This window comes from Mesorhizobium sp. B3-1-6 (assembly GCF_006439555.1).
Lineage (GTDB): Bacteria > Pseudomonadota > Alphaproteobacteria > Rhizobiales > Rhizobiaceae > Mesorhizobium.
In genome coordinates, this window is sequence record NZ_VFTM01000041.1 from 22,647 (window position 1) to 43,913 (window position 21,267).

The window sequence follows — 21,267 nt, forward strand, 5'->3', positions numbered from 1 at the left end:
ATCAACCCCGTGAAGAGGAACACGAGAATGAACGACCAGACCCCGCCCCGCGCCAAGGTCCTTGGCGGATTGACTCCCTACCTGCAGGTCGACGGCGCCATCAAGGCCGCCGAATTCTACAAGAAGGCTTTCGGCGCGGAGGAAGTGTTCGCCTATCCGCCGGACGACAAGGGCCGCACCATGCACATCCATCTCTACGTCAACGGCTCGACGCTGATGCTGGGCGATGCCTATCCCGAGCACGGCCATCCGCACCAGGCGGCGCAGGGCTACACGCTGCAGCTCCATCTCGGCGGCGACGATATCGATGCCTGGTGGAAGCGCGCGGTCGATGCCGGCTGCGAGGTCGTCACCCCGCTGCAGGTGATGTTCTGGGGCGACCGCTGGGGCCAGGTGAAAGACCCCTTCGGCGTCGCCTGGGCGATGAACGCGCCGGTGAAGTGATTTCCTGGCGAGCAGCGGCGCCCGCCAATGGCGGGCATGTCGCGCTCACTCGCGCCGGGTCGCACCCCCGCCGGCCCGGCGCCTGATTTCAGCAAAGAGGAGTCCACCATGTCCTATGTCGATGGCTTCGTGCTCGCCGTGCCGAAGGCAAATCTTGATGCGTACAAGAAAATGGCTGCGAACGCCGGCGCCGTCTGGAAGGAGCATGGCGCGCTCGCCTACGTCGAATGCGTCGGCGACGACGTGCCCTATGGCGAGCTGACCTCGTTCCCGCGCGCCGTGCAGGCGAAGGACGATGAAATCGTCATCTTCGCCTGGGTCGTCTACGAGTCCAGACAGAGCCGCGACGCGGTCATGGCCAAGGTGATGGCCGACGAGCGCCTCAAGATGGACTGGTCTGCCATGCCGTTCGACGGCAAGCGCATGATCTTCGGCGGCTTCCAGCCGTTCGTGGAGCTTTGAGGAACTCGGCCCTTCGCTTCGTCATCCTATGACGAAGCCGAGAGGCTTCGCCCTGCTACGCTAGCTTATCCAGCAGCGGCTTCAGCCGGTCCCCATAACGCTTCCACAGATCGACCGAGCCCTGATACATCGGCTGGCGCACCTGCGCCGCCGATGCGGTACGCACCGGCCGGTCCGTCTCGTGGAACGACAGGACCTTGTCGTCCCAGGGCAGGCCGAGATACGCCATCAGCGCCCGCGTCTGCCCTTCCTGGTCGGCGACGAAATCCTCGTAGCGCACATCGTGCACGACGCCCGGCAGCACCTTGTGCCAGTGCGCCATGATGTCGGTGTAGAGGTTGTGGAAATCGGCGAGCTCGCCGAGATCATAGCCGTAGCGATGGCTGTCGCCGCGGAAATGCACCTTGAAGATCGACAGGCACGTCGCCGCCGCGTCGCGCGCGCAATGGACGATCTTGGCCTTCGGCAGCATCATGTGCAGGAAGCCGACCAGAAGGAAGTTGCCCGGCATCTTGTCGGTGACATGGCGGTACCCCGGATAGCGGGTATGCAGCATGTCGAGATAGGCCTGGCCGGCTTCGGCGAACGCCTTGCCGGGCATGTCGGCGACACCGGCCGGGAAGCCGCCCGGCATGTTCATCGGAAACTGCTTGCCGACGGCCGTCTTCAGGATGTTCAACTCGCCGGCACCAAGGACCTGCGGGTGGCTGGCGATGATCTGCTCGACCAGCGTGGTGCCGGAACGCGGCATGCCGACGACGAAGATCGGCGTGTCGTCGGAAATGCCGCTTGGCTTGTGCTTTTCGAAAAAGGCTGTGTCGAAGGCCGCCTTCATCGCCTCGAATTCGCCGCGCGTGCGCGCGGGATCGTAGTCGATCGCCTTGCGGCGGATGGCATTGCCCTCGGCGAAATAGTCGAAAGCGCGGCCATAGTCCTTGAGGTCGTCATTGACCTTGCCCAGGCCGAAGGAGAGCTGCATGCGCGCCAGGCTGCCCTGCGGCGCCTTGGCGTGCTCGGCCTCCATGCCGGAAAGCTCCTTGTCGCGCTCGGTCTGGCGCTTGACCTGCGTAAGCAGCAGCCAGGCCCTGGCCATGTTCGGGGCGATCGCCAGTGCCTGGCGGGCGAGATCGGTTGCCTCGTCGAGCTTGCCCTTCTCCATCATCGCGACGCCCAGCCCGTAGAGCAGCTCGGCGTCCTTCGGCCGGATCGACAGCGCCTCGCGGAACAGCTTGATCGCCTCGTCCAGCCGCCCGGCTTCCTGCAGCGTTTCGGCGAGACCGACACGCGCGCGGACATGGAACGGATTGCGGCCGATCGTGCCGCGATAGATCTCCTCGGCGGCGTCGAACTGCCCGAGCTGCGTCAACGACGAACCGAGATTGTCGCGCGCGGCCAGTTGGTCGGGCCGGATATCGACCGCGCCGCGGAAGAAATCGATCGCGGCGGCGACGCGCCCGAGGTCACGCATGACCGTGCCCATATTGTTGAGGAAGTCGGCATTCTCGGGTTGCAGCGTCACCGACTGCTCGATGAGATCGAGCCCTTCCTCGCTCCTGCCGGTCTGGTGCAGCAGCAATCCGAGGAAATGCAGCGCGGCGGCATGGTTCGGCTGCTGCCCCAGGACCTGCCGGTAGAGCGCCTCGGCCTCCTGGCGGCGCCCCGCCTGATGCAGTTGCAGCGCCTTTTGCACATACGGGTCGAGCGGGCTGGCCGAGCCACCTGGCCTGCCGCCGGCGTTTGCCGCTCTTCTGTGATCTTTGCTAATGGGAAACCTGCCGTATTTGTTGGTCCGCCGGACCTAAGCCATGCGGGTACGGGATTCAAGTGACGAATTAGACTCCACACGTTTGGCCGAGGCCCCGGCGGACATGACGCTTAAAATTCCATCGCCATTTCGAGGGTCAGCAAAAATATCATCTGTGGAAAGACGCTCGTTCTATGCCTTTGAAAGCTCGTCACAACCGTCCAAGGCCGTCTAAGATCGCTGCCGGCCGCACATTATGGATGTCAAATGTCAATCACCATTGAGACAGTTGAGAAGATTATCCCTGACGAAATCTTCTCACTCTTTAAGTCAGACGCTCAATATGCTCCGAGTGCTATCACAGCGGCAAATCGATTTTCAGAATGGTTTAAGGTTTCTGGAATTCCATTTTTTAAAAACTATACCGATCACTCCGAGAGGCACTCGCTAGAAGTTTTTAGCTCGGCGATGGAATTTATTTCAAGAGATTCGTTTCCCGTCGTTTCAGCAGAGGACATATCTGTTCTTCTTTGCTCTTGCTTCTGTCACGATTGCGGGATGCACCTAACCGAGAAGCAGTTTTTAAAGCTGGTAAATGAAAACCACATAAAAATATACAATAAGATCGATAAAATAACATGGCCAAGTCTATGGAAGAACTTCGTACAAGAGGCAAAAAGATTTAATCAGGATACCTTAATATCTATTTTTGGCGACATAGAACCAATACCAAATCTTCCCTCCAACATTCTCGACTTCACCGACAGGCAAAGGTTACTTGTTGGCGAATTTCTTAGAAGAAACCACCCGCAGTTGGCACACGATATCGCTTTAGGACTTAGCGAATATCTTTCTCTTCCGCAAATGCTGCCCGGATTCGACAACCGGATACGCGACTTAATTGGCTACATCGCCCGAAGTCATGGGATGGATTTGCGAACCACTTTCCCTTACATCGGTTCTGAATTTGATATTCGCGACTTCAATCGGATACATATCGTCTATTTGATGGGCCTGATTCGATTGGCCGATTACGCGCAAATTCAAGCGACCCGCGCGCCAACGCTTCGAACAATACACCCAATCAAAAGCCCTATCTCACAACGCGAATGGCGAGTTCACCAAAGCGTCATAAACATCACTCGAACTCACGACGACCCCGACGCAATCCTAATTGATAGCCGTCCGTCAAATGTTTCCGATTTCCTCAGGGTCAAGGGGTGGCTGACGGACCTGCAGTCAGAAATGGATAAAACGTGGGCAGTCCTGGGGGAAGTCTACGGTCGGCAAGAAGCATCGAGGTTGGATCGACTGCATCTGTCTGTCCGCAGAATCCGGAGCAATGTTCTTGAAAACTTTGCGTCCCCAGATTTTGTGCCCGATAGCATCTCATTCAAGGTTGCTGAAACCGAAATGCTTTCCCTACTTCTATCGCCGCTGTACGGCGACCACCCAGGCTACGGCGTTCGCGAGTTGCTCCAGAACGCTCGCGACGCGGTAATTGAAGCGAAGGCACTGGACACCCCACATTTAAAGAAAGAAATTGGAAAGATCGATGTTTTTCTGAATGTCAACGAGTCAACCGCTTCATTTCGAATTGTCGATAATGGAGTTGGAATGGATATCGACATACTCAAAAATTATTTCCTAAATGCAGGCGCGTCATACAGAACATCAAAGAGCTGGCAAGCAACCTATGTCGACGACGACGGCCATTCCACCATTGCACGTTCGGGCCGATTTGGTGTGGGCGCCCTTGCAGCTTTTTTGATCGGGCCAAAGATCTCAGTAAAGACGCGCCGTTGGAATGCAAACGATGCTATGGGCCATGAATTTTCCGCAGGTCTGCATGACAAGGAGATAGAGATAAAGCCAGCCAAGCGCGACATTGGATGCGAGATAGAAATCGAAACAGACTCTCATCGCGCAGGAAAGCTTTACGCGTACCTTAAGGATCATAAACATTACTATTCGTTCGACAAGTCATCGCCAAGAGTTGATATACATCTATCCGAAGATGGCGATGAAGAAATTATACATGTTGACGAAAATAATTCTGATCCGATAAACACATTTAACACCAATAAGTTTAAGAATGTTCGATGGGGGTTAAGCAATGAAAGAGTAGATCGACCAGATTTTGTAAACGGAATTGCCGTTAGACAAATCTCCGATAGCGGACCTTACTCATCAATAGATAGCCTATACGGACTTGGTGAGCTTTTTAACTCGCTATCTTTTGATAAAGACCGCGCATACTATGGGGATAGCTCCATCAAAAGAAGAAAGAAATTCTGGTTAACTCTAGAGGACCCCGACGCATTTGCGCCATTGAATCTTTCGCGGACGCAATTTAGCTCCTTTGATCAAGAAATAACGGATCACATAGACGATTTCCTATTCGAATCATTCGCTAGATCGGTCGACACGTTCCATAGCGAGATTAAAAGTATGAAAAAATTTGTCATAGGTGAGGAACACTCCCCGTATATTTATTTTGATCGAGGGGCATTTCTATTTAGAGGGCCGGACATAATTCCATATGATTACGATATAGTAAGGTCGACTGGAATACGGACGATCATGAATGTCGGCAAAACATACGACGGTTCACAAAATATTAATCAGAGGTTTGAAGATCAGTGGTTCTCGTGCAGGGGCATCCCGCCATCCTCCCCATCAACCCTATCACACAATTTTCGCGCAATGCGAGACTTAGTCCAATTCGGGGAATATGATTATATCGTTGGAGTAATGCCTATTGAATTGGCAGAAAGTCTGAAGAGCTTGGTCCGACCTACTCGTTGGATGGTTGATCTAGTGGACAGATCCGATGAAATCGAGAGATTCGGTAAAAGACACGCCATTGTGGAGATCGGAGAAAGAGTTGATTCCGTGTATAATAAGACGCTGCTAGCTTCTGAGGAAATTAGATCCGACCTGCTAGACGTTTATTATTCCGAATCTTCCGATTTTTCTTTTGAAGCCTACCGGGAAAAGGTAGAAATCAGAGGATGCTTTGCAGACCGATGGGCTAATTTTTTCCCCTCTCCAAGTGCTTAACTAACACGATATCAGCTCAACAGTCCTCTTCAGCACGGCCCGTCGCCGACGATGCGATAGTCCGCCGCGCGGGCCTCGCATGCGTTCGGGAAGGTGCGCACTTGCCCATGTCGCCTGGCGCAGACCGGCGCGTATTCGCGCGTGCAGAACGTCTGCTCCCCGCCGCCACCGCCTCCACCACCACCATCGCGGCAAGGACCGTCGCGCACGATGCGGTAGCCTTCCCTTTCGGCCAGGCAGGCATTGGCGAAGGTCTGGCGGTCGCCGCCGCGCCGCGCGCAGACCGGTTCGTATTGCATGGTGCAGAGCTGCGGATGCGGCCGGGGCGGCCGCGGGCGCGGCCCATCGTCGACGACGACAGTACAGGCTGCCAGCAGCGCGGACAGCATGAAAATGACGACGCCCTGCCGCGAGACCGCAAGAAACCGCATATGTCCCCCCTCCATCCTGACGCGTGATGCCGGCTCGCGATATACTCGCATCCCGCGCGGTAAACGCAACCATCGTTTGTGGAGCGCACGACCCATGGTCGCTACCCTCATTCTGGCCCATGCTTGGCCCGTCTCTGGCCGATGACCGGTGATGAGGCCGGGTCTATCGAGGCCCCAGCGTTGGACGCGCCGCGGGCCGCCCGCGAGCGTCGTCTTGCAAGCATCACGTTTCCGTGTAATAAAAATCATGTTCGGGCATTTGCGACCCGGAGAGCGGAACGTTTTGGACGACCTTTCCCCGATAAGTGTGAATCTCTGACAACCCCGTTTTTCGGCGGGGGGTTTGACCATGCGCGAATGCATGACCGCCGAAGCAACCACCGGGATTTGCCCGAGGCGCGAGGCAGCGGGCGAACCACAAGACTGACACGGGTGAAGGAGTTTCCCCAATGGCCCAGACCGGTACCGTAAAGTTCTTCAATGCCACCAAAGGCTTCGGCTTCATCACGCCGGATGGTGGCGCCAAGGACGTGTTCGTCCACATTTCCGCGATCGAGGCCTCAGGCCTGCGTACGCTGGTCGACGGCCAGAAGGTCACCTTCGACGTCGAGCCGGACCGCATGGGCAAGGGCCCGAAGGCGGTCAACCTGCGCGCCGCCTGATCCCCGCAACAGCCTTATCCTTGCGGATGCAATGGTGCGGCAGGATCATGAACCGGCTTCTGCACAGGCCTGAAATTGCGAAGGCGCGACCGAGACGGTCGCGCCTTTTTTGTGCGCAAATGCTTGGATCGGCAGGCGAAAACTTTCTCTTGCCGATAGCGCTAAAATAAAGGACAAATTTCCTCTCGGGCAGTTTGCCGGCCCGAGACTTGACTTGATGGGATCAAAGGAGTTTCCCATGCCGCAGACCGGCACCGTCAAATTCTTCAACCATGCCAAGGGCTTCGGCTTCATCACGCCCGATGATGGCGCGAAGGATGTCTTCGTCCATATCTCGGCTGTGCAGGCGTCGGGCCTTCCCGGTCTTGAGGATGGGCAGAAAGTGACATTCGACACCGAGCCGGACAAGCGCGGCAAGGGTCCGAAGGCCGTCAATCTGTCGATCGGCTAAGCCGGCCCACGACGGATCCGACGGAGGCCTTTCAGGCGGGACCGCTCCCGCCCGGAATGGATCGTGCCCAGGCCCGGAAAAGTCGCCCCGGCTTCAAAAAAATCGCCCAGGCTCCAAAAGTCGCCCGGGCTTGAAAATCGGCAAGCCACGAAAAATCGTTTGCGCCGACTTCCGTTCAGCCTCCGTTCAGCCACGGTCTTCTATTAACCTTTGCTAAAGCCGGTCCGTATCCCCCGAAAAAATGCGCGGGCCGGCGCGAAGGAGACCGAAAATGAATAGCTTTCTCAAGACCGCCATCCTGAGCGTTGGCATTGCCGCGACCACCTTGGCCACCTTCTCGGCGGCCAATGCCGACGACTGGCGCTGGCACCATCACCGCAGTCACGGCGGTGACGCCCTTGCTGCCGGCGTCGTCGGCCTCGCGGCGGGCGCCCTGATCGGCAGTGCGCTCAGCAACCCTGGGCCGCGCTATTACGACCCGGCCTATGATGACGGCTATTATGTCGACCGGCCGGTGCGTCGCTACTACGTGCAGCAGCCGCGTGTCGTCTATGCCGACCGCTACGCCGAACCGTGGACCCGCGGCTGGTACGAGTATTGCTCGGATCGCTACCGCAGCTTCAATTCGCGCACCGGCACCTTCACCGGCAATGATGGCGCCCAGCATTTCTGCGTTGCTAATTAAGAAAACCAGGGTTCCCTGCCCCGGGCAAAAGCGCCGCCTCCAGCGGCGCTTTTTCTTTGCCTGCGGGGTCAGGTCAGAAACGGATTGGTCCGCCGCTCGTCGCCAAAGCGGCTGCCCGGGCCATGGCCGCAGATGAAACCGATGTCGTCGCCAAGCGGCAGAAGCTTGTCCTTGATCGAGGCGATCAGCGCGGCATGGTCACCGCCGGGCAGATCGGTGCGCCCGATCGAGCCCCGGAACAGCACGTCGCCGACATGCGCGAACTTGGCCGCCCGGTTGTAGTAGACGACATGGCCCGGCGCATGCCCCGGGCAATGCAGCACCTCGAACCGATGGCCGCCGAAGGACACGACCTCGCCTTCGGTCAGAAAACGGTCCGGCACGCAATTGCGCACCGGGTCGGTGAGGCCGAAGCGCTTGGCCTGGTTCTCGAGATTGGCAAGCAGTGGCTTGTCGGCCTCGTGCGGGCCGATGATGTCGATGCCCAGCGCATCCTTCAGTTCCATCGCGCCGCCGGCGTGGTCGATATGGCCGTGCGTGATCCAGATCGCGCCGGCGGTGATGGCATTGTCCTTCAGCACCGACAGTATTTTGTCGACATCGCCGCCGGGATCGACGACGACGCCGTTCCTGTCGTCCATGTCGAACAGGATGGTGCAGTTCTGCTGGAAGAGCGTGACCGGCACGATGCTGGCATTGAGCTGACCCATGGCTTTCCTTCCCCACCGGTTTCCTTCGAAGTGTCGCCTGATGTAGACAGCCCGGCGAACCTCGTCCACCATTGTCCGAACTTCGGGAGGAAATGCGCGGCCGAGGCGGCCGCCGGCCATGTTCCCAAAAGGAATGGGCGGCCAAGGCCGCCGGCCATGTTCCCAAAAGGAATGGGCGGCCAAGGCCGCCCATGGCAAAGGTCCGAAAGAACCCGACCTATTTCTTCATCGCATTCATGACCGCGCCGATGATGCCGGTCAGGATCGCGCCACCACCAACGCCGCCGAGGAGGTTCTTCAGGTCGAGCGCGCTGCCGATGCCACCCGCCGCCGCTGCCGCGTCAACGCCGCCGCCGCCGAGCAAACTGCCGAGAATGGCCGCGCCGCCGACGCCGCCGATCGCGCCGCCGAGGATTTTGGTGACTTGGCCCATCGCCGCCTGCTTCAGCGCCGCGCCAACCGCCTGGCCACCGATAACGCCGGCAATTACCTGTACAACGATCTGGATAATCGTGTTGCTGTCCATGTAACTAGTCCCTCCATAGCCGCCAGCCTCCTCGGGCCGACGCCATCATGAGACGCTGAATTGTTTGAAAGTCAAATGCGCGGGCGCTTAAATAAAAAGGGCGGCTCGAAAACCGCCCCTATTGCACAAAAAAGCTGTGACTATCGCTATTCTGCAGCGATTGCGTGCTTCGGCTGCACCGCGGCGGAATAGTCATTCATCAACGTCTTGGCGATCTCGCCGACCTCGAATCGGTATGGACCGATCTCGGAAACCGGCGTGACCTCGGCGGCGGTGCCGGTGAGGAAGCACTGCTCGAAACCTTCGAGTTCCTCCGGCATGATGGCGCGCTCGATCAATTCGAAACCGCGGTCCTTCGCCAGGCCGATCACCGTGCGGCGGGTTATGCCGTCGAGGAAGCAGTCGGGCGTGGGCGTATGGATCTTGCCGTCCTTGACGAAGAAGATGTTGGCGCCGGTGGCTTCCGCCACCTGGCCGCGCCAATCGAGCATCATGGCGTCGGCGTAGCCCTTGGCCTCGGCGGCGTGCTTGGACAGCGTGCAGATCATGTAGAGGCCCGCGGCCTTCGACTTGGACGGCGCGGTGCGCGGATCAGGGCGGCGCCATTCGGCGACATCGAGGCGAATGCCCTTGAGCTTCTGCGCGGCGTCGAAATAGCTCGGCCACTGCCAGATGGCGATGGCGCAGTTGATACGGTTGTTCTGCGCCGAAACGCCCATCTGCTCGCTGCCGCGCCAGGCGATCGGGCGCACATAGGCGTCCTGGAAACCCTGTTTCTTCAACAGCGTGCGGCAGGCCTCGTCGATCTCGGCGACCGGATAGGGAATCTTGAAGCCGAGCAGGCGCGCCGATTCATGCAGGCGCTCATTATGTTCGGTCAGCTTGAAGATCTGGCCGCCATAGGCGCGCTCGCCCTCGAAGACGGCGCTGGCATAGTGCAGGCCATGGGTCAGCACATGGATCTTGGCGTCGGCCCATTTGACGAACTCGCCGTTCATCCAGATGAAGCCGTCCAATTGATCGAAGGGAACGGATGCCATGGAAACCTCCCGCGGGCGAGTGCCCGCAAATCGTTGTGTTTTAAAGCCTTTCGTACCGGCCCCGCCACAGGATCCGAAAGACTAGCCAATGCTTGAAAGCGTAGGCGGATATTCAATCCGTGGCAAACTCAGGAAGTTCCAGAAAAACGGCTTCCCCTTGCCTTTTCGTTCGCAATCCGCCGAAAAGCTTGTCAAAAATTATCATTGTTCGGAAATTACGTCAATAGTACTGACATAATTCCCCGCCTCGCATGGAGAAATGATGACGAGCCCCGCAGCCGGTAAACCGATCAGGACGGCGATCGCCGATGAGGACGGCATCGACTTCGCCATCATTGAACTGTTTTTCTTCGCCTATCGCGATTTCACCTCCGATCCGGACCAGATCCTGGCCGATTACGGCTTCGGCCGCGCCCATCATCGCGTGCTGCACTTCGTCAACCGCAGGCCGGGCCTCACCGTCGCCGAACTGCTCGATGTGCTGAAGATCACCAAGCAGAGCCTCGCGCGGGTTTTGAAGCAGTTGATCGACACCGACCATATCGTCCAGGTGCAGGGTCCGCGCGACCGCCGGCAGCGCGAGCTCTATCCGACCGCCAAGGGTCGCGCCTTGGCCTTGGCGCTGGCACGGCCACAGTCACGCCGCATCCGTGCGGCATTGGAGGATTCCGGAACCACCGAACGCGCCACGATCGAGCGCTTCCTGGAAGCGATGGTCAATCCGGAACTAAGAGCGCAGATCGACATTGTGCCTGCGCAAACATCGGGGAAGAACCATGGAGACCATTGAGAAGGTTGATCATCCGTCAGCGCCCGACGATGACGCGCCGCATCTCCTGGTCGTCGACGACGACACGCGTATCCGCAACCTGCTCAAGCAGTATCTGTCCGAGAACGGTTTTCGCGTCACCGTGGCCGGCAATTCCGGCGAGGCCAGGCGCAAGCTCGCCGGCCTCGACTTCGACCTTCTGGTGCTCGACGTGATGATGCCGGGTGAAACCGGCGTCGACCTCACCAAGGCGCTGCGGGCGGAGAAGAACGTGCCGATCCTGATGCTGACGGCGCTGTCCGAGACCGACAGCCGCATCACGGGGCTGGAAGCCGGCGCCGATGACTACCTGCCGAAACCGTTCGATCCGCGCGAGCTGATCCTGCGCATCAACAACATCCTGCGCCGTGGCGGCCCGGCGGCGACGCCGAAGGTGGAGCAGCTGGTGTTCGGGCCCTACACGTTCCAGATCGCCAAGCGCGAATTGAAGCGCGGCGGCGAGGCGCTTAAGCTGACCGACCGCGAGCAGGAGATCCTCGCGATCTTCGCCGCGCGGGCGGGCGAGACCATACCGCGCCATGAGCTGGTGGGCGATGAATCGGATGTCGGCGAGCGCACCATCGACGTGCAGATCAACCGGCTGCGCCGCAAGATCGAGCGCGATCCGTCCAATCCGGTGTGGCTGCAGACGGTGCGCGGTATTGGGTATCGGCTCAGCGTCGAATAAGCTACCGTCGAAGGCCCTTTGCTGAACGGCCATCGACGAGCGGAAGGCGAATGGCGACCACGCAACTGGACAAGCCGAAAGGAAGCGGTCTCGGCGATCTCGCATTGCGGACGCTGAGGGCGATGCCGCGCGCCTGGAACCGGTTCTGGCGCCTGGTCGCGCTCTATATGCCGAAGCGGCTTTACGCCCGCTCGCTGATCATCGTGATCGCGCCGATGATCCTGCTGCAGTCGGTGGTCGCCTTCGTCTTCATGGAGCGCCATTGGCAGACGGTCACGCAGCGCCTGTCGCAGGCGACTATCTCGGATATAGCGGCCGTCATCGACATGATGGAGACCTATCCGCACGACGCCGATTACGCCAACATCATCCGCATCGCCCAGGACCGCATGCAGTTGAAGGTGGATCTGCTGCCGCCAGATCCGCTGCCGCCGCCCGGCCCGAAACCGTTCTTCTCGATCCTCGACGAGGCCTTGTCGTCGGAGATCACGAAGCAGATCAACCGCCCGTTCTGGATCGACACGGTCGGAAACTCCAACGTCGTCGAGGTTCGCGTCCAGCTTGAAGGCAAGGTGCTGCGCGTCTTCGTGCGGCGCAGCCAGGCTTATGCCTCCAACACCCACATCTTCCTGATCTGGATGGTCGGCACCTCGCTGGTGCTGTTGATGATCGCCATCCCCTTCCTGCGCAATCAGATCAGGCCGATCCTGACGCTCGCCGAGGCCGCCGAGAGTTTCGGCAAGGGTCGGCCGATGCCGCGCGATTTCCGCCCGCGCGGCGCCGAGGAAGTCCGTCGCGCCGGCTTCGCCTTCATCCAGATGCGTGAGCGCATCGAGCGCCAGATCGAGCAGCGCACCGCGATGCTGACCGGCGTCAGCCACGACCTCAGGACCATCCTCACCCGCTTCAAGCTGCAACTGGCGCTGGCCGGCGGCAAATCCGAGACCAAGGCGGCGCTGAACCAAGACATCGACGACATGCAGTCGATGCTGGAGGGCTATCTTTCCTTTGCCCGCGGCGAGGGTGCGGAGGACACCGGCCGTTTCGATCTCGAAACCTATTTCCAGAAACTCGGCGAGGAAGCCCAATTGCGCGGCTGCAAGCTCACGACGACGCTGACCGGCGATCCGACGGTGCATGTGCGGCCGAACGCCTTTGCCCGTTTGCTGTCGAACGTCATCGGCAATGCCTTCCGCTATGCCAAGACCGTCGAGGTCCACGCCAATCACGGCCGCGGCTCGCTCACCGTCATCATCGACGACAACGGCCCCGGCATCGCGCCCGACAAGCGCGAAGAGGTTTTCAAGCCTTTCCTGCGGCTCGACGAGGCGCGCAACCTCGACGCCAGCGGCACTGGACTTGGCCTGTCGATCGCCCGCGACATCGCCCGCAGCCACGGCGGCGACATCGGTCTCGAGGACAGCCCGCTCGGCGGCCTGCGCGCCGTCATCAAGGTTCCTGCCTAGCCCGAGCATGATCCCGAAAAGTGAAAGCCGGTTTTCGGATAAGATCATGCTCGATCAAAAAAGCAGCTTCATCCGCCCGTCATGAAATCATGGTCAAGAGCGCGCATGAAGCGCGCGACCTTCGTTGATTCGGCCCTGCCGCCCCGCTTCGATCCCGTGCCCGCCCGGGTGCGCTGGAGCGAGGCGCGAGCTGCTGCCTGGCTGCCGTTCCGGCACCACGCCGGCGCGACCAGGAACTATCGCGGCAAAGGACCGTCATGCGCATCGGGATCGCCATGCGGATCCTGATGGTCACCGACGCATGGCGGCCCCAGATCAATGGCGTGGTGCACACGCTGGAACGTCTCACCGAGGCGCTGAAACCTTTCGACGTCGAGCTCGATTTCCTGACGCCGAACCTCTTTCGCACCTTGCCGATGCCGACCTATCCCGACATCCGGCTCGCGTTGACGACGCCGGGCCATGTCGCGCGTATGATCGACGCCGCCAAGGCTGACCACATCCACATCGTCACCGAAGGTCCGCTCGGCATCATGGCGCGCCGCCATTGCCGAAGGATCGGCCGCCCCTTCACCACCAGCTACCACACACGCTTTCCCGAATATCTCAGCGCCCGCCTGCCGGTGCCGGAGAGCTGGGCCTACAATTGGCTGCGCGACTTCCACAATTCGGGACAGGGCACGCTCGTCGCGACGCAATCGCTGGCGGACGATCTCGCGGCGCGTGGCTTCAACAAGCTGAGGCCCTGGACACGCGGCGTCGACACCGACCATTTCCGGCCCGACAAGCGCAAGGAAACCGGCTTCCCCCGCCCGGTTTTCCTGTGCGTCGGCCGCGTCGCGATCGAAAAGAACCTGACCGCCTTCCTCGATCTCGATTTGCCCGGCAGCAAGGTTATCGTCGGCGAAGGACCGGAGCTGGCAAAGCTCAAGGCGCGCTATCCCAAGGCGAATTTCCTCGGCCACCGCCCGAACGACGAACTGGCCGAGATCTATGCGTCGGCCGACGTCTTCGTCTTTCCGAGCCGCACCGACACCTTCGGCAATGTCATCATCGAGGCGCTGGCCAGCGGAACGCCCGTCGCCGCCTATCCAGTGACCGGCCCGATCGACATTGTCGGCGATGGCGTCGGGGGGGCCGTATCGAACGATCTGGGCGAGGCGGCGATGAAGGCGCTTCACGTCGATCGCGCCGAGGCACGCCAGCGCGCGAGGCGCTACAGCTGGCAGGCCTGCGCCGAAATGTTCCTCGACGTGGTCGACGAAGCGCTGGGAATGCCAAGCAAACGCGCCGATCAGGATCAGCTGGCTCCAGGTCGCCCCAGGCTCGTCCTAGAATAAACGCCCGCCGTCCGGCACCTTGCGTTCGATGGCGCCGAGCACGACCGCGCCTTCTTCATCGGGAAAGCCAAGCGTCAGCACCTCCGACATGAACGGGCCGATCTGGCGCGGCGGGAAATTGACCACCGCGAAGACCTGGCGGCCGATCAGCGTTTCCGGCGCGTAGTATTTGGTGATTTGCGCCGACGACTTCTTCACCCCGATCGCCGGACCGAAATCGATCTTCAGCTTGATCGCCGGCTTGCGCGCCTCCGGAAACGGCTCGGCCTCGACGATCGTGCCGGCACGGATGTCGATACGGTCGAAATCGGCAAAGCTGATCTCCGGCTTGCGCCCGCTGCTGGAACTCATCGGCGATATCGGCCTGGCTCAGGCGTTTCCATGGGTCTCGAAGAGCACGCTGGAGAGCGCGTCCTTGGCCGATGTACCCGACCAGACGACGAACTGGAAGGCCTGGAAATAGCATTCGCATGCCTCTAACGCCGACGACAGAAGCACCTCGACCTGCTGGCTCGAGGGCTCGACCCCACCGGCAAGCAGCAGCGACTGCCGGAACATGATCGCGCCTTCCTGTTCCCACAGATCGAAGTGGCCGAACAGCATCTGTTCGTTGATCAGCGACAACAGCCGCATCACTTCCAGCGCGCGCGTTTCCGGCACCTTGATGTCGAAGGCGCAGGCCAGATGCAGCGCCTCGAAATCCTCCATCCAGGAGAAGGAGACATGGTAATCGGTCCAGCTGCCGGCCACCGAAATCGAAATCTCGTCGTCGCCGGCGCGCTCGAAGGACCAGTCGTTGTTGTGGGCCACCTGCTCGATGACATCCACCGGGTGGATTTCGCGGGAGAATTCGAGTTCGAGGAGTTCCATGAATGCTTCCTGTGTTCAGGGGAGCGCCACACGCTCCGCGGGGCACACACGACGAACAATCTTGTCTAGAACTCGGACGGTCAGGACTTCCCAACGCAAAGACCCAACCGGACCCCACCGCCCGGCGCATGACCCTGCTTCGAATCATGCAACAAATTCAGTCTATTGATCGGGAGTCGCGTGAACAGCCCAATTTTTCGCACTGCGTCATCCGCATGTGGAAAGGTGGCTGTCACAGAGATTCATGCAATGCCGGTAAGCGATTCACGGCAAAGCGATTTTTCGGATCGCGCTATGTGGAAAAGTTTAACGATTATTTTTTTGCGCGGGGCTTTGCAGCACCCGTAGGTGCGGCTTGTCCGGTCAGTTCGGCAAGCTTGGCCTCGAGCGCCTCGACGCGCGTCGCCAACTGGATGTTGTCTTCCCTCGCCTTGACCGCCATCTCGCGAACGGCCTCGAACTCTTCGCGCTGCACGATATCCATGGAGTTCAGCATGCGCTCGGCCTGAGCCCGGAACGCCGTCTCCACTTCGCGCCGCACGCCCTGCGCGGCACCCGCGGCGTCGGTCATGATCTTTGCGAATTCATCGAGAATGCGGTTCGGTCCGGTCGACATGGCAGATCCTCGCTTTTGTCGCTTTGACGTAGTGGCGAGCGCCGCGGAATGCAAGAACGTTAAGGGTTGATGCGTCCTGTGCGTTGCTATGGCGCATGGCGGTGAATTGCCTTATGCAAAGCTCCGCAAGCGCCCCCGACTGTACTTGAGGGCACCCAATCGCCTAGTGTGCCAATCGCCTAGTGTGTTGCGTATTGCTTCAGCGCTCTTCAGTCCAGGGTCAACCAATGGCAACGCCCCCACGCCGACCGACAAATCCGATGGCCGCCGCGGAAGCCGCCTTCAAGCCAGTCAAAAAACCGGCGCCCCCGATTCGCGAGCCCGCCACCGCGCCAAACGTCAGAGAGCTTGTTTCGATCAGGATCGATCGAGCTGTGCTGGACCACTTCCAGGAAGATGGTCCCGGCTGGCAGGACAGGATCAACGACGCTCTAAGGCAAATTGTCGTCGGCAAGCCACCGGTTTAAGACCACCTCTGTGACAATCAAGGCAATCACCACCTTGCCTTGACCCTGCCAAAACCCTGCCGCATGGTCCGCGCCCGACAGACGACCGCAACCGGGAGACCCCAGTTTGAGCGAATATTTCCTGCTGCCGCTGGCCTCCCTGCCCTTCCCCAACATCGATCCGGTCATCGTCAACATCGGGCCGCTCGCGGTGCACTGGTACGGCGTCGGCTATATCGTCGGCATCCTGTTCGCCTGGTGGTACGCCAAGCGCCTCGTCACCAATTCTCGCCTCTGGCCGGACGGCCGCCTGCCGATGAAGCCCGAGGACCTCGACGACTTCATCGTCTGGGCGGCGATCGGCGTCGTGCTCGGCGGACGTACCGGCTACGTGCTCTTCTACGACCTGCCGCGCTACATCGCGCATCCGCTCGACATCTTCGCCGTCTGGCAGGGCGGCATGTCGTTCCATGGCGGCCTTCTCGGCGTCATTCTCGCCATGACGCTGTTTTCGCTCAAGCGCCGCATCCACACCTGGACATTGTTCGATGTGGTGTCGGCCGGCGTGCCGGTTGGGCTGGGCCTGGTCCGTGTCGCGAACTTCATCAATTCGGAGCTCTGGGGCCGGCCTTCGGACGTGCCATGGGCGATCGAATTCCCCAATGGCGGACCCTTCACTCGCCACCCTAGCCAGCTCTACGAGGCCTTGCTCGAAGGCCTGGTGCTGTTTCTGGTGCTGCGCTTCCTCACCCATTCGCGCCTCAAGCTGAAAACGCCGCGCTTCGTTGGCGGCGCCTTCATCTGCGGCTACGGCCTGTCGCGCATCTTCGTCGAATTCTTCCGCGAGCCCGACCAGCAGCTCGGCTACCTGCTCGGCACCAACTGGCTGACCATGGGCATGATCCTGTCCACGCCGATGGTGCTCGCCGGCATCTGGGCCATGGTCACCGCAAAGCCGATGGCGCAACCGCGGACGGCATGACCCGGCTGAAGGAGCGCATCAAAGGCCTGATCGGCGCGACGGGGCCGATCCCGGTCAGCGAATATATGGCGCTCTGCCTGTTCGATCCCGACGCCGGTTACTACACCACGCGCGAGCCCTTCGGCGCCGCCGGCGACTTCATCACCGCGCCCGAGATCAGCCAGATGTTCGGCGAGCTCGTCGCGGTCTGGCTCTACCGGGCCTGGCAAGGTGCCGGCCGGCCATTGCCCGCGACCTTCGCCGAGATCGGTCCCGGCCGCGGCACCTTGATGAAGGACATGCTGCGCACCTGGTCGCGGCTCGACCCGGCACTTACCGGCAAGGCCTCGTTTGCCCTCATCGAGACCAGCCCGCGCCTTGTCGAAATCCAAAGAGAGACGCTTGCCGGCCAAGACGCAAAGCTGGACTGGTATCAGACCGTCGACACGCTGCCGCGGCAGCCGCTTTTCATCGTCGGCAACGAACTCTTCGACGCAGTGCCGATCCGGCAGTTCGTGCATGTCGGCGAAAGCTGGCGCGAGCGCATGGTCGGCCTCGACGACAATGACGAGCTGCGCTTCTTTGCCGGCGCGGGCTCGCTCGACCCCACGCTGTTGCCCGAAGATGCCTCCAACGCGCCCGAAGGCGCGATCGCCGAAGTGGCGCCGGCCCGTGTAGCACTGATGTCGGCGATCGCGGCGCGCATCGCTGCCCAGGGCGGCGCGGGCCTCTTTATCGACTACGGCTATTTGCAGCCTGGCATCGGCGACACCTTGCAGGCCTTGCGCCGGCATCGGCGTGAAGACGTGCTGGCCGGCCCCGGCGAGGCCGATCTCACATCTCATGTCGATTTCGCCGCCCTTGCGACAGCGGTCCATCCTCATGGGCTTCGTGTCGAGATGACGACACAGGGAGAATTCCTGCTTGGCATGGGCTTGATCGAGCGCGCCGGCGCGCTCGGTGCGAACGCTGATGAGCAAGCCCGTCAAGCCATCTCCGACGCGGTCGAACGCTTGGCCGGCCCCGACGCGATGGGCGAGCTTTTCAAGGTTATGAAGATCCTGCCGGCGACGAGAGCTGCTTGAGCCGGCGGGCGCGTCCTGCCGCCTGGCCCTCTTTGTCGTCCGAACTTCGCCTTGACGAAACCGCCTTGCACGGACGACAAACCCAACCATGCTGAATCAGACCAGACCAGATCCAGTACGCTCGCCGCTGCTTGAAAAGGCGCAAGGCATGCGCCACGGCTATTTCACCCGCATCGGCGGCGTCTCCGACGGCATCTATCGGGGGCTCAACATCGGCACGGGCTCCAGCGACGATCAGACACTGGTCGCCGAGAACCGGCGGCGCGTTGCCGACTGGATGGGGGTGCCGGCCGATCACCTGTTGACAGCGCACCAGGTCCACTCGCCGGATGTCATTGTGGCCAGGGAACCCTTCGCGGGCCCTCGCCCGAAGGCCGATGCCATCGTCACCGACCATCCGGGCATCGCCATCGGTGCCTCGACCGCCGATTGCGGGCCGGTGTTGTTTGCCGATGCCGAGGCGCGCATCATCGGTGCCGCCCATGCGGGCTGGAAAGGCGCCTTCACCGGCGTGCTCGAGAACACCATCCTTGCCATGGAAGGCCTCGGCGCCCGCCGCGAGCGCATCGTCGCCGTGCTCGGTCCTTCCATCGGCCCCGACAATTACGAGGTCGGGCCGGAATTCGTCGCCCGCTTCGTCGAGGCCGATGCCGACAACCCCCGCTATTTCAGGCCATCGAAGACCGCCGGCCGCTCGATGTTCGACCTCAACCAATATACGGTCGACCGGCTGCGCAAGGCCGGCGTGACCGCCGAGGGCCTTGGCCGCTGCACTTACGCGGAAGAAGACCTTTTCTATTCCTACCGGCGCACCACACACCGCAAGGAAGCGGATTACGGGCGCCAGGTTTCGGCAATCGTCCTGGAGAAAGAGTAATGGCGCTGCATTTCGAACGATCGGAATTCGACGCGCGGCGCGACCGGCTGCTGATCGAGATGGCCGAGAAGAAGCTCGACGCCGTGCTGTTGTTCGCGCAGGAGAGCATGTACTGGCTGACCGGCTACGACACGTTCGGCTTCTGCTTCTTCCAGTGCCTGGTGGTGAAGGCCGACGGTTCGATGGTGCTGCTCACCCGTTCGGCCGATCTCAGGCAGGCGCGCCAGACCTCGACCATCGAAAACATCGTGCTGTGGACCGATCGTCAGGGCGCCAACCCGGCGATCGACCTGCGCAACCTGCTCAACGACCTCGATCTGCTCGGCGCCCGCATCGGCGTCGAATACGACACCCATGGCCTGACCGCCTACAACGGCCGCCGCCTCGACGAGCAATTGCAGACCTTCGGCCAGATCGCCGATGCTTCCGGCATCGTCGGCCGCCTGCGCCTGTTCAAGAGTCCGGCCGAAATCGCCAAGGCGGAAAAGGCCGCCAATCTTTCCGACGACGCGCTGGACGCCGCCCTGCCCCTGATCAAGCAGGGCGGCGACGAAGGGCTCATCCTTGCCGCCATGCAGGGCGCGGTCTTTGCCGGCGGCGGCGACTATCCCGCCAACGAGTATATCATCGGCTCCGGCGCCGATGCCTTGCTCTGCCGCTACAAGGCCGGCCGCCGCAAGCTCACCAAGAACGACCAGCTGACGCTCGAATGGGCCGGCGTCTTCCACCACTATCATGCTCCCATGATGCGCACCGTTTTGACCGGCAAGGTGTCGAAACGTCACCAGGAATTGTTCGACGCTTCCCGTGCCGCCCTGCTCGCGGTCGAAAAGGCGATGACGCCGGGCAACACGTTCGGCGACGTCTTCGACGCGCATGCCCGCACGCTCGAAGCGCACAATCTGACCAAGCATCGGCTGAATGCCTGCGGCTATTCGGTCGGCGCCCGCTTCACGCCGTCTTGGATGGACATGCCGATGTTCTACCAGGGCAACACGGAACCGATCGCACCCAATATGACGCTGTTCGCGCATATGATCATCATGGACTCCGAGACCGAGAGCGCAATGACGCTCGGCCGCACCTACCTCACCACGGAATCGGCGCCGAAGCCGCTGTCGCGCCATGATCTCGACTTGATCGTGCAGTGAATCCATAATGGTTGGTTCACGCGGGGGCGTTCGCCAGTAGGGAGTTTTCAGGCAAATGAGACGATCGCGGGTGACGACCGTGTCATTGCTTGCGGCGCTGGCGCTTGGCGCCTGCACCAACGCCAAGGACGTACTGGAACCTTCGGCCATCACCCCGCCGGCGAGTTCGGCCCTGTCTTTGCCTGCCCCGCAGGGTTCATCGACAACGGCCACGTCTCCGACCACGACCGCGCCCGCCCCCTCGCCCGCGCCTTCCATCGCAGCGTCGCCCGCGACACGCGCAACGCCGGCACAGACCGCCGCCCTCGCCAGGACGCGGCTGCAGGTGGCGCCGATCGTCGGCGCCACGGTGGAGGCCGCGGCGCCCCTGACGGCGGAACTGCAGACCCGAGCCCGGCAGCGCGGCCTGACGCTTGTCGGCAGCACGGACCAGACGGCTACGCATGTGCTGAAAGGCTATTTTTCGACGATGTCCGAGGGCAAGGACACGACCGTGATCTATGTCTGGGACATCTACGACCCCTCCGGCAATCGCCTGCACCGCATCAATGGCCAGCAGAAGGCGCCTGCGGCCGGCAGCGGCGAGGGCTGGCCCACGGTGGCGCCCGCGACCATGCAGGCCATCGCCGACCAGACGATCGACCAGTTCGCCGCCTGGCTCGGCGGCGGCGCCGGTTGACCGAACTGTTGCCGGCTTGCGATGTTTTCCGTGTTTGTTGCGGTCGCCGGAAGGATTCCCCA

Annotated in this window: 24 protein-coding genes; 16 read left to right on the top strand and 8 right to left on the bottom strand. The window is 61.0% G+C overall.

Features of this window, described 5'->3' with window-relative positions; genetic code table 11:
- The first annotated feature begins 27 nt into the window (after positions 1-27).
- Both FJ414_RS27680 and FJ414_RS27685 read left to right on the top strand, forming a co-directional pair.
- Positions 28-444 (top strand): glyoxalase/bleomycin resistance/extradiol dioxygenase family protein, encoded by a 417-nt coding sequence (locus tag FJ414_RS27680; RefSeq protein WP_140647546.1) that lies wholly within the window; start codon positions 28-30, stop codon positions 442-444.
- Positions 445-552: 108 nt separating this feature from the next.
- On the top strand, positions 553-906 hold the full coding sequence (locus tag FJ414_RS27685; RefSeq protein WP_140647568.1) for a DUF1428 family protein: 354 nt from the start codon (positions 553-555) through the stop codon (positions 904-906).
- A 55-nt stretch (positions 907-961) separates the two neighbouring features.
- On the opposite strand, the gene FJ414_RS27690 is transcribed toward FJ414_RS27685, so the two are convergent.
- A complete protein-coding gene (locus FJ414_RS27690; RefSeq protein WP_140647547.1) occupies positions 962-2,596 on the bottom strand; it encodes a tetratricopeptide repeat-containing sulfotransferase family protein in 1,635 nt (544 codons plus the stop codon).
- A 321-nt stretch (positions 2,597-2,917) separates the two neighbouring features.
- On the opposite strand from FJ414_RS27690, the gene FJ414_RS27695 reads away from it, so the two are divergent.
- A complete protein-coding gene (locus tag FJ414_RS27695; protein WP_140647548.1) occupies positions 2,918-5,713 on the top strand; it encodes an ATP-binding protein in 2,796 nt (931 codons plus the stop codon).
- 29 nt (positions 5,714-5,742) lie between these two features.
- Here the strand turns inward: FJ414_RS27695 and FJ414_RS27700 are convergent, their stop codons facing one another.
- Entirely contained in the window at positions 5,743-6,144 is a 402-nt protein-coding gene (locus FJ414_RS27700) for a Kazal-type serine protease inhibitor domain-containing protein (protein WP_140647549.1), read from the bottom strand.
- Positions 6,145-6,593: 449 nt separating this feature from the next.
- Here FJ414_RS27700 and FJ414_RS27705 point away from each other — a divergent pair, with 449 nt between their 5' ends.
- The 3 genes from FJ414_RS27705 to FJ414_RS27715 all read left to right on the top strand — a co-directional run bounded on the left by FJ414_RS27705 (position 6,594) and on the right by FJ414_RS27715 (position 7,942).
- Positions 6,594-6,806 (top strand): cold-shock protein, encoded by a 213-nt coding sequence (locus FJ414_RS27705; protein ID WP_006202520.1) that lies wholly within the window; start codon positions 6,594-6,596, stop codon positions 6,804-6,806.
- 238 nt (positions 6,807-7,044) lie between these two features.
- Positions 7,045-7,257, top strand: coding sequence for a cold-shock protein (locus FJ414_RS27710; protein WP_006202521.1), 213 nt, complete (start codon positions 7,045-7,047; stop codon positions 7,255-7,257).
- Between the two features lie 271 nt (positions 7,258-7,528).
- On the top strand, positions 7,529-7,942 hold the full coding sequence (locus tag FJ414_RS27715) for a BA14K family protein (RefSeq protein WP_140647550.1): 414 nt from the start codon (positions 7,529-7,531) through the stop codon (positions 7,940-7,942).
- Between the two features lie 68 nt (positions 7,943-8,010).
- Here FJ414_RS27715 and FJ414_RS27720 read toward each other — a convergent pair whose 3' ends face one another.
- From FJ414_RS27720 to FJ414_RS27730, 3 genes are all read right to left on the bottom strand, one after another.
- Complete coding sequence (locus FJ414_RS27720) at positions 8,011-8,652, bottom strand: MBL fold metallo-hydrolase (protein WP_140647551.1); 642 nt, start codon at positions 8,650-8,652, stop codon at positions 8,011-8,013.
- 217 nt (positions 8,653-8,869) lie between these two features.
- Positions 8,870-9,178: a hypothetical protein gene (locus FJ414_RS27725; protein ID WP_140647552.1), complete on the bottom strand. Its 309-nt coding sequence runs from the start codon at positions 9,176-9,178 to the stop codon at positions 8,870-8,872.
- A 146-nt stretch (positions 9,179-9,324) separates the two neighbouring features.
- Positions 9,325-10,218, bottom strand: coding sequence for a branched-chain amino acid aminotransferase (locus FJ414_RS27730; protein WP_140647553.1), 894 nt, complete (start codon positions 10,216-10,218; stop codon positions 9,325-9,327).
- Between the two features lie 262 nt (positions 10,219-10,480).
- On the opposite strand from FJ414_RS27730, the gene FJ414_RS27735 reads away from it, so the two are divergent.
- From FJ414_RS27735 to FJ414_RS27750, 4 genes are all read left to right on the top strand, one after another.
- Entirely contained in the window at positions 10,481-11,008 is a 528-nt protein-coding gene (locus tag FJ414_RS27735; protein ID WP_140647554.1) for a MarR family transcriptional regulator, read from the top strand.
- Complete coding sequence (locus FJ414_RS27740; RefSeq protein ID WP_095766537.1) at positions 10,995-11,714, top strand: response regulator transcription factor; 720 nt, start codon at positions 10,995-10,997, stop codon at positions 11,712-11,714. The genes FJ414_RS27735 and FJ414_RS27740 overlap by 14 nt, the downstream gene beginning before the upstream one ends.
- 50 nt (positions 11,715-11,764) lie before the next feature.
- Positions 11,765-13,180 (top strand): ATP-binding protein, encoded by a 1,416-nt coding sequence (locus FJ414_RS27745; protein ID WP_140647555.1) that lies wholly within the window; start codon positions 11,765-11,767, stop codon positions 13,178-13,180.
- A 275-nt stretch (positions 13,181-13,455) separates the two neighbouring features.
- Positions 13,456-14,520, top strand: coding sequence for a glycosyltransferase family 1 protein (locus FJ414_RS27750; protein ID WP_140647569.1), 1,065 nt, complete (start codon positions 13,456-13,458; stop codon positions 14,518-14,520).
- Here the strand turns inward: FJ414_RS27750 and FJ414_RS27755 are convergent.
- The 3 genes from FJ414_RS27755 to FJ414_RS27765 form a co-directional block, all read right to left on the bottom strand.
- On the bottom strand, positions 14,512-14,871 hold the full coding sequence (locus tag FJ414_RS27755; RefSeq protein ID WP_140647556.1) for a tRNA-binding protein: 360 nt from the start codon (positions 14,869-14,871) through the stop codon (positions 14,512-14,514). The two genes, FJ414_RS27750 and FJ414_RS27755, sit on opposite strands and share 9 nt — an antisense overlap.
- 18 nt (positions 14,872-14,889) lie before the next feature.
- Positions 14,890-15,390 (bottom strand): YbjN domain-containing protein, encoded by a 501-nt coding sequence (locus FJ414_RS27760; protein ID WP_040989643.1) that lies wholly within the window; start codon positions 15,388-15,390, stop codon positions 14,890-14,892.
- A gap of 313 nt (positions 15,391-15,703) precedes the next feature.
- Positions 15,704-16,006 (bottom strand): accessory factor UbiK family protein, encoded by a 303-nt coding sequence (locus FJ414_RS27765; RefSeq protein WP_140647557.1) that lies wholly within the window; start codon positions 16,004-16,006, stop codon positions 15,704-15,706.
- Positions 16,007-16,233: 227 nt separating this feature from the next.
- Here FJ414_RS27765 and FJ414_RS27770 point away from each other — a divergent pair, with 227 nt between their 5' ends.
- The 6 genes from FJ414_RS27770 to FJ414_RS27795 all read left to right on the top strand — a co-directional run bounded on the left by FJ414_RS27770 (position 16,234) and on the right by FJ414_RS27795 (position 21,205).
- Complete coding sequence (locus FJ414_RS27770; protein ID WP_140647558.1) at positions 16,234-16,473, top strand: BrnA antitoxin family protein; 240 nt, start codon at positions 16,234-16,236, stop codon at positions 16,471-16,473.
- 106 nt (positions 16,474-16,579) lie between these two features.
- Complete coding sequence (lgt, locus tag FJ414_RS27775) at positions 16,580-17,434, top strand: prolipoprotein diacylglyceryl transferase (protein ID WP_140647559.1); 855 nt, start codon at positions 16,580-16,582, stop codon at positions 17,432-17,434.
- Positions 17,431-18,498: a class I SAM-dependent methyltransferase gene (locus FJ414_RS27780; protein ID WP_140647560.1), complete on the top strand. Its 1,068-nt coding sequence runs from the start codon at positions 17,431-17,433 to the stop codon at positions 18,496-18,498. The genes lgt and FJ414_RS27780 overlap by 4 nt, the downstream gene beginning before the upstream one ends.
- 88 nt (positions 18,499-18,586) lie before the next feature.
- Positions 18,587-19,375, top strand: a complete 789-nt coding sequence (pgeF, locus tag FJ414_RS27785; RefSeq protein WP_140647561.1) for a peptidoglycan editing factor PgeF — start codon at positions 18,587-18,589, stop codon at positions 19,373-19,375.
- Positions 19,375-20,526: a Xaa-Pro peptidase family protein gene (locus FJ414_RS27790; RefSeq protein ID WP_140647562.1), complete on the top strand. Its 1,152-nt coding sequence runs from the start codon at positions 19,375-19,377 to the stop codon at positions 20,524-20,526. Before pgeF ends, FJ414_RS27790 begins: the two co-directional genes overlap by 1 nt.
- Before the next feature lie 55 nt (positions 20,527-20,581).
- A complete protein-coding gene (locus FJ414_RS27795) occupies positions 20,582-21,205 on the top strand; it encodes a hypothetical protein (protein WP_140647563.1) in 624 nt (207 codons plus the stop codon).
- Positions 21,206-21,267: the final 62 nt, after the last annotated feature.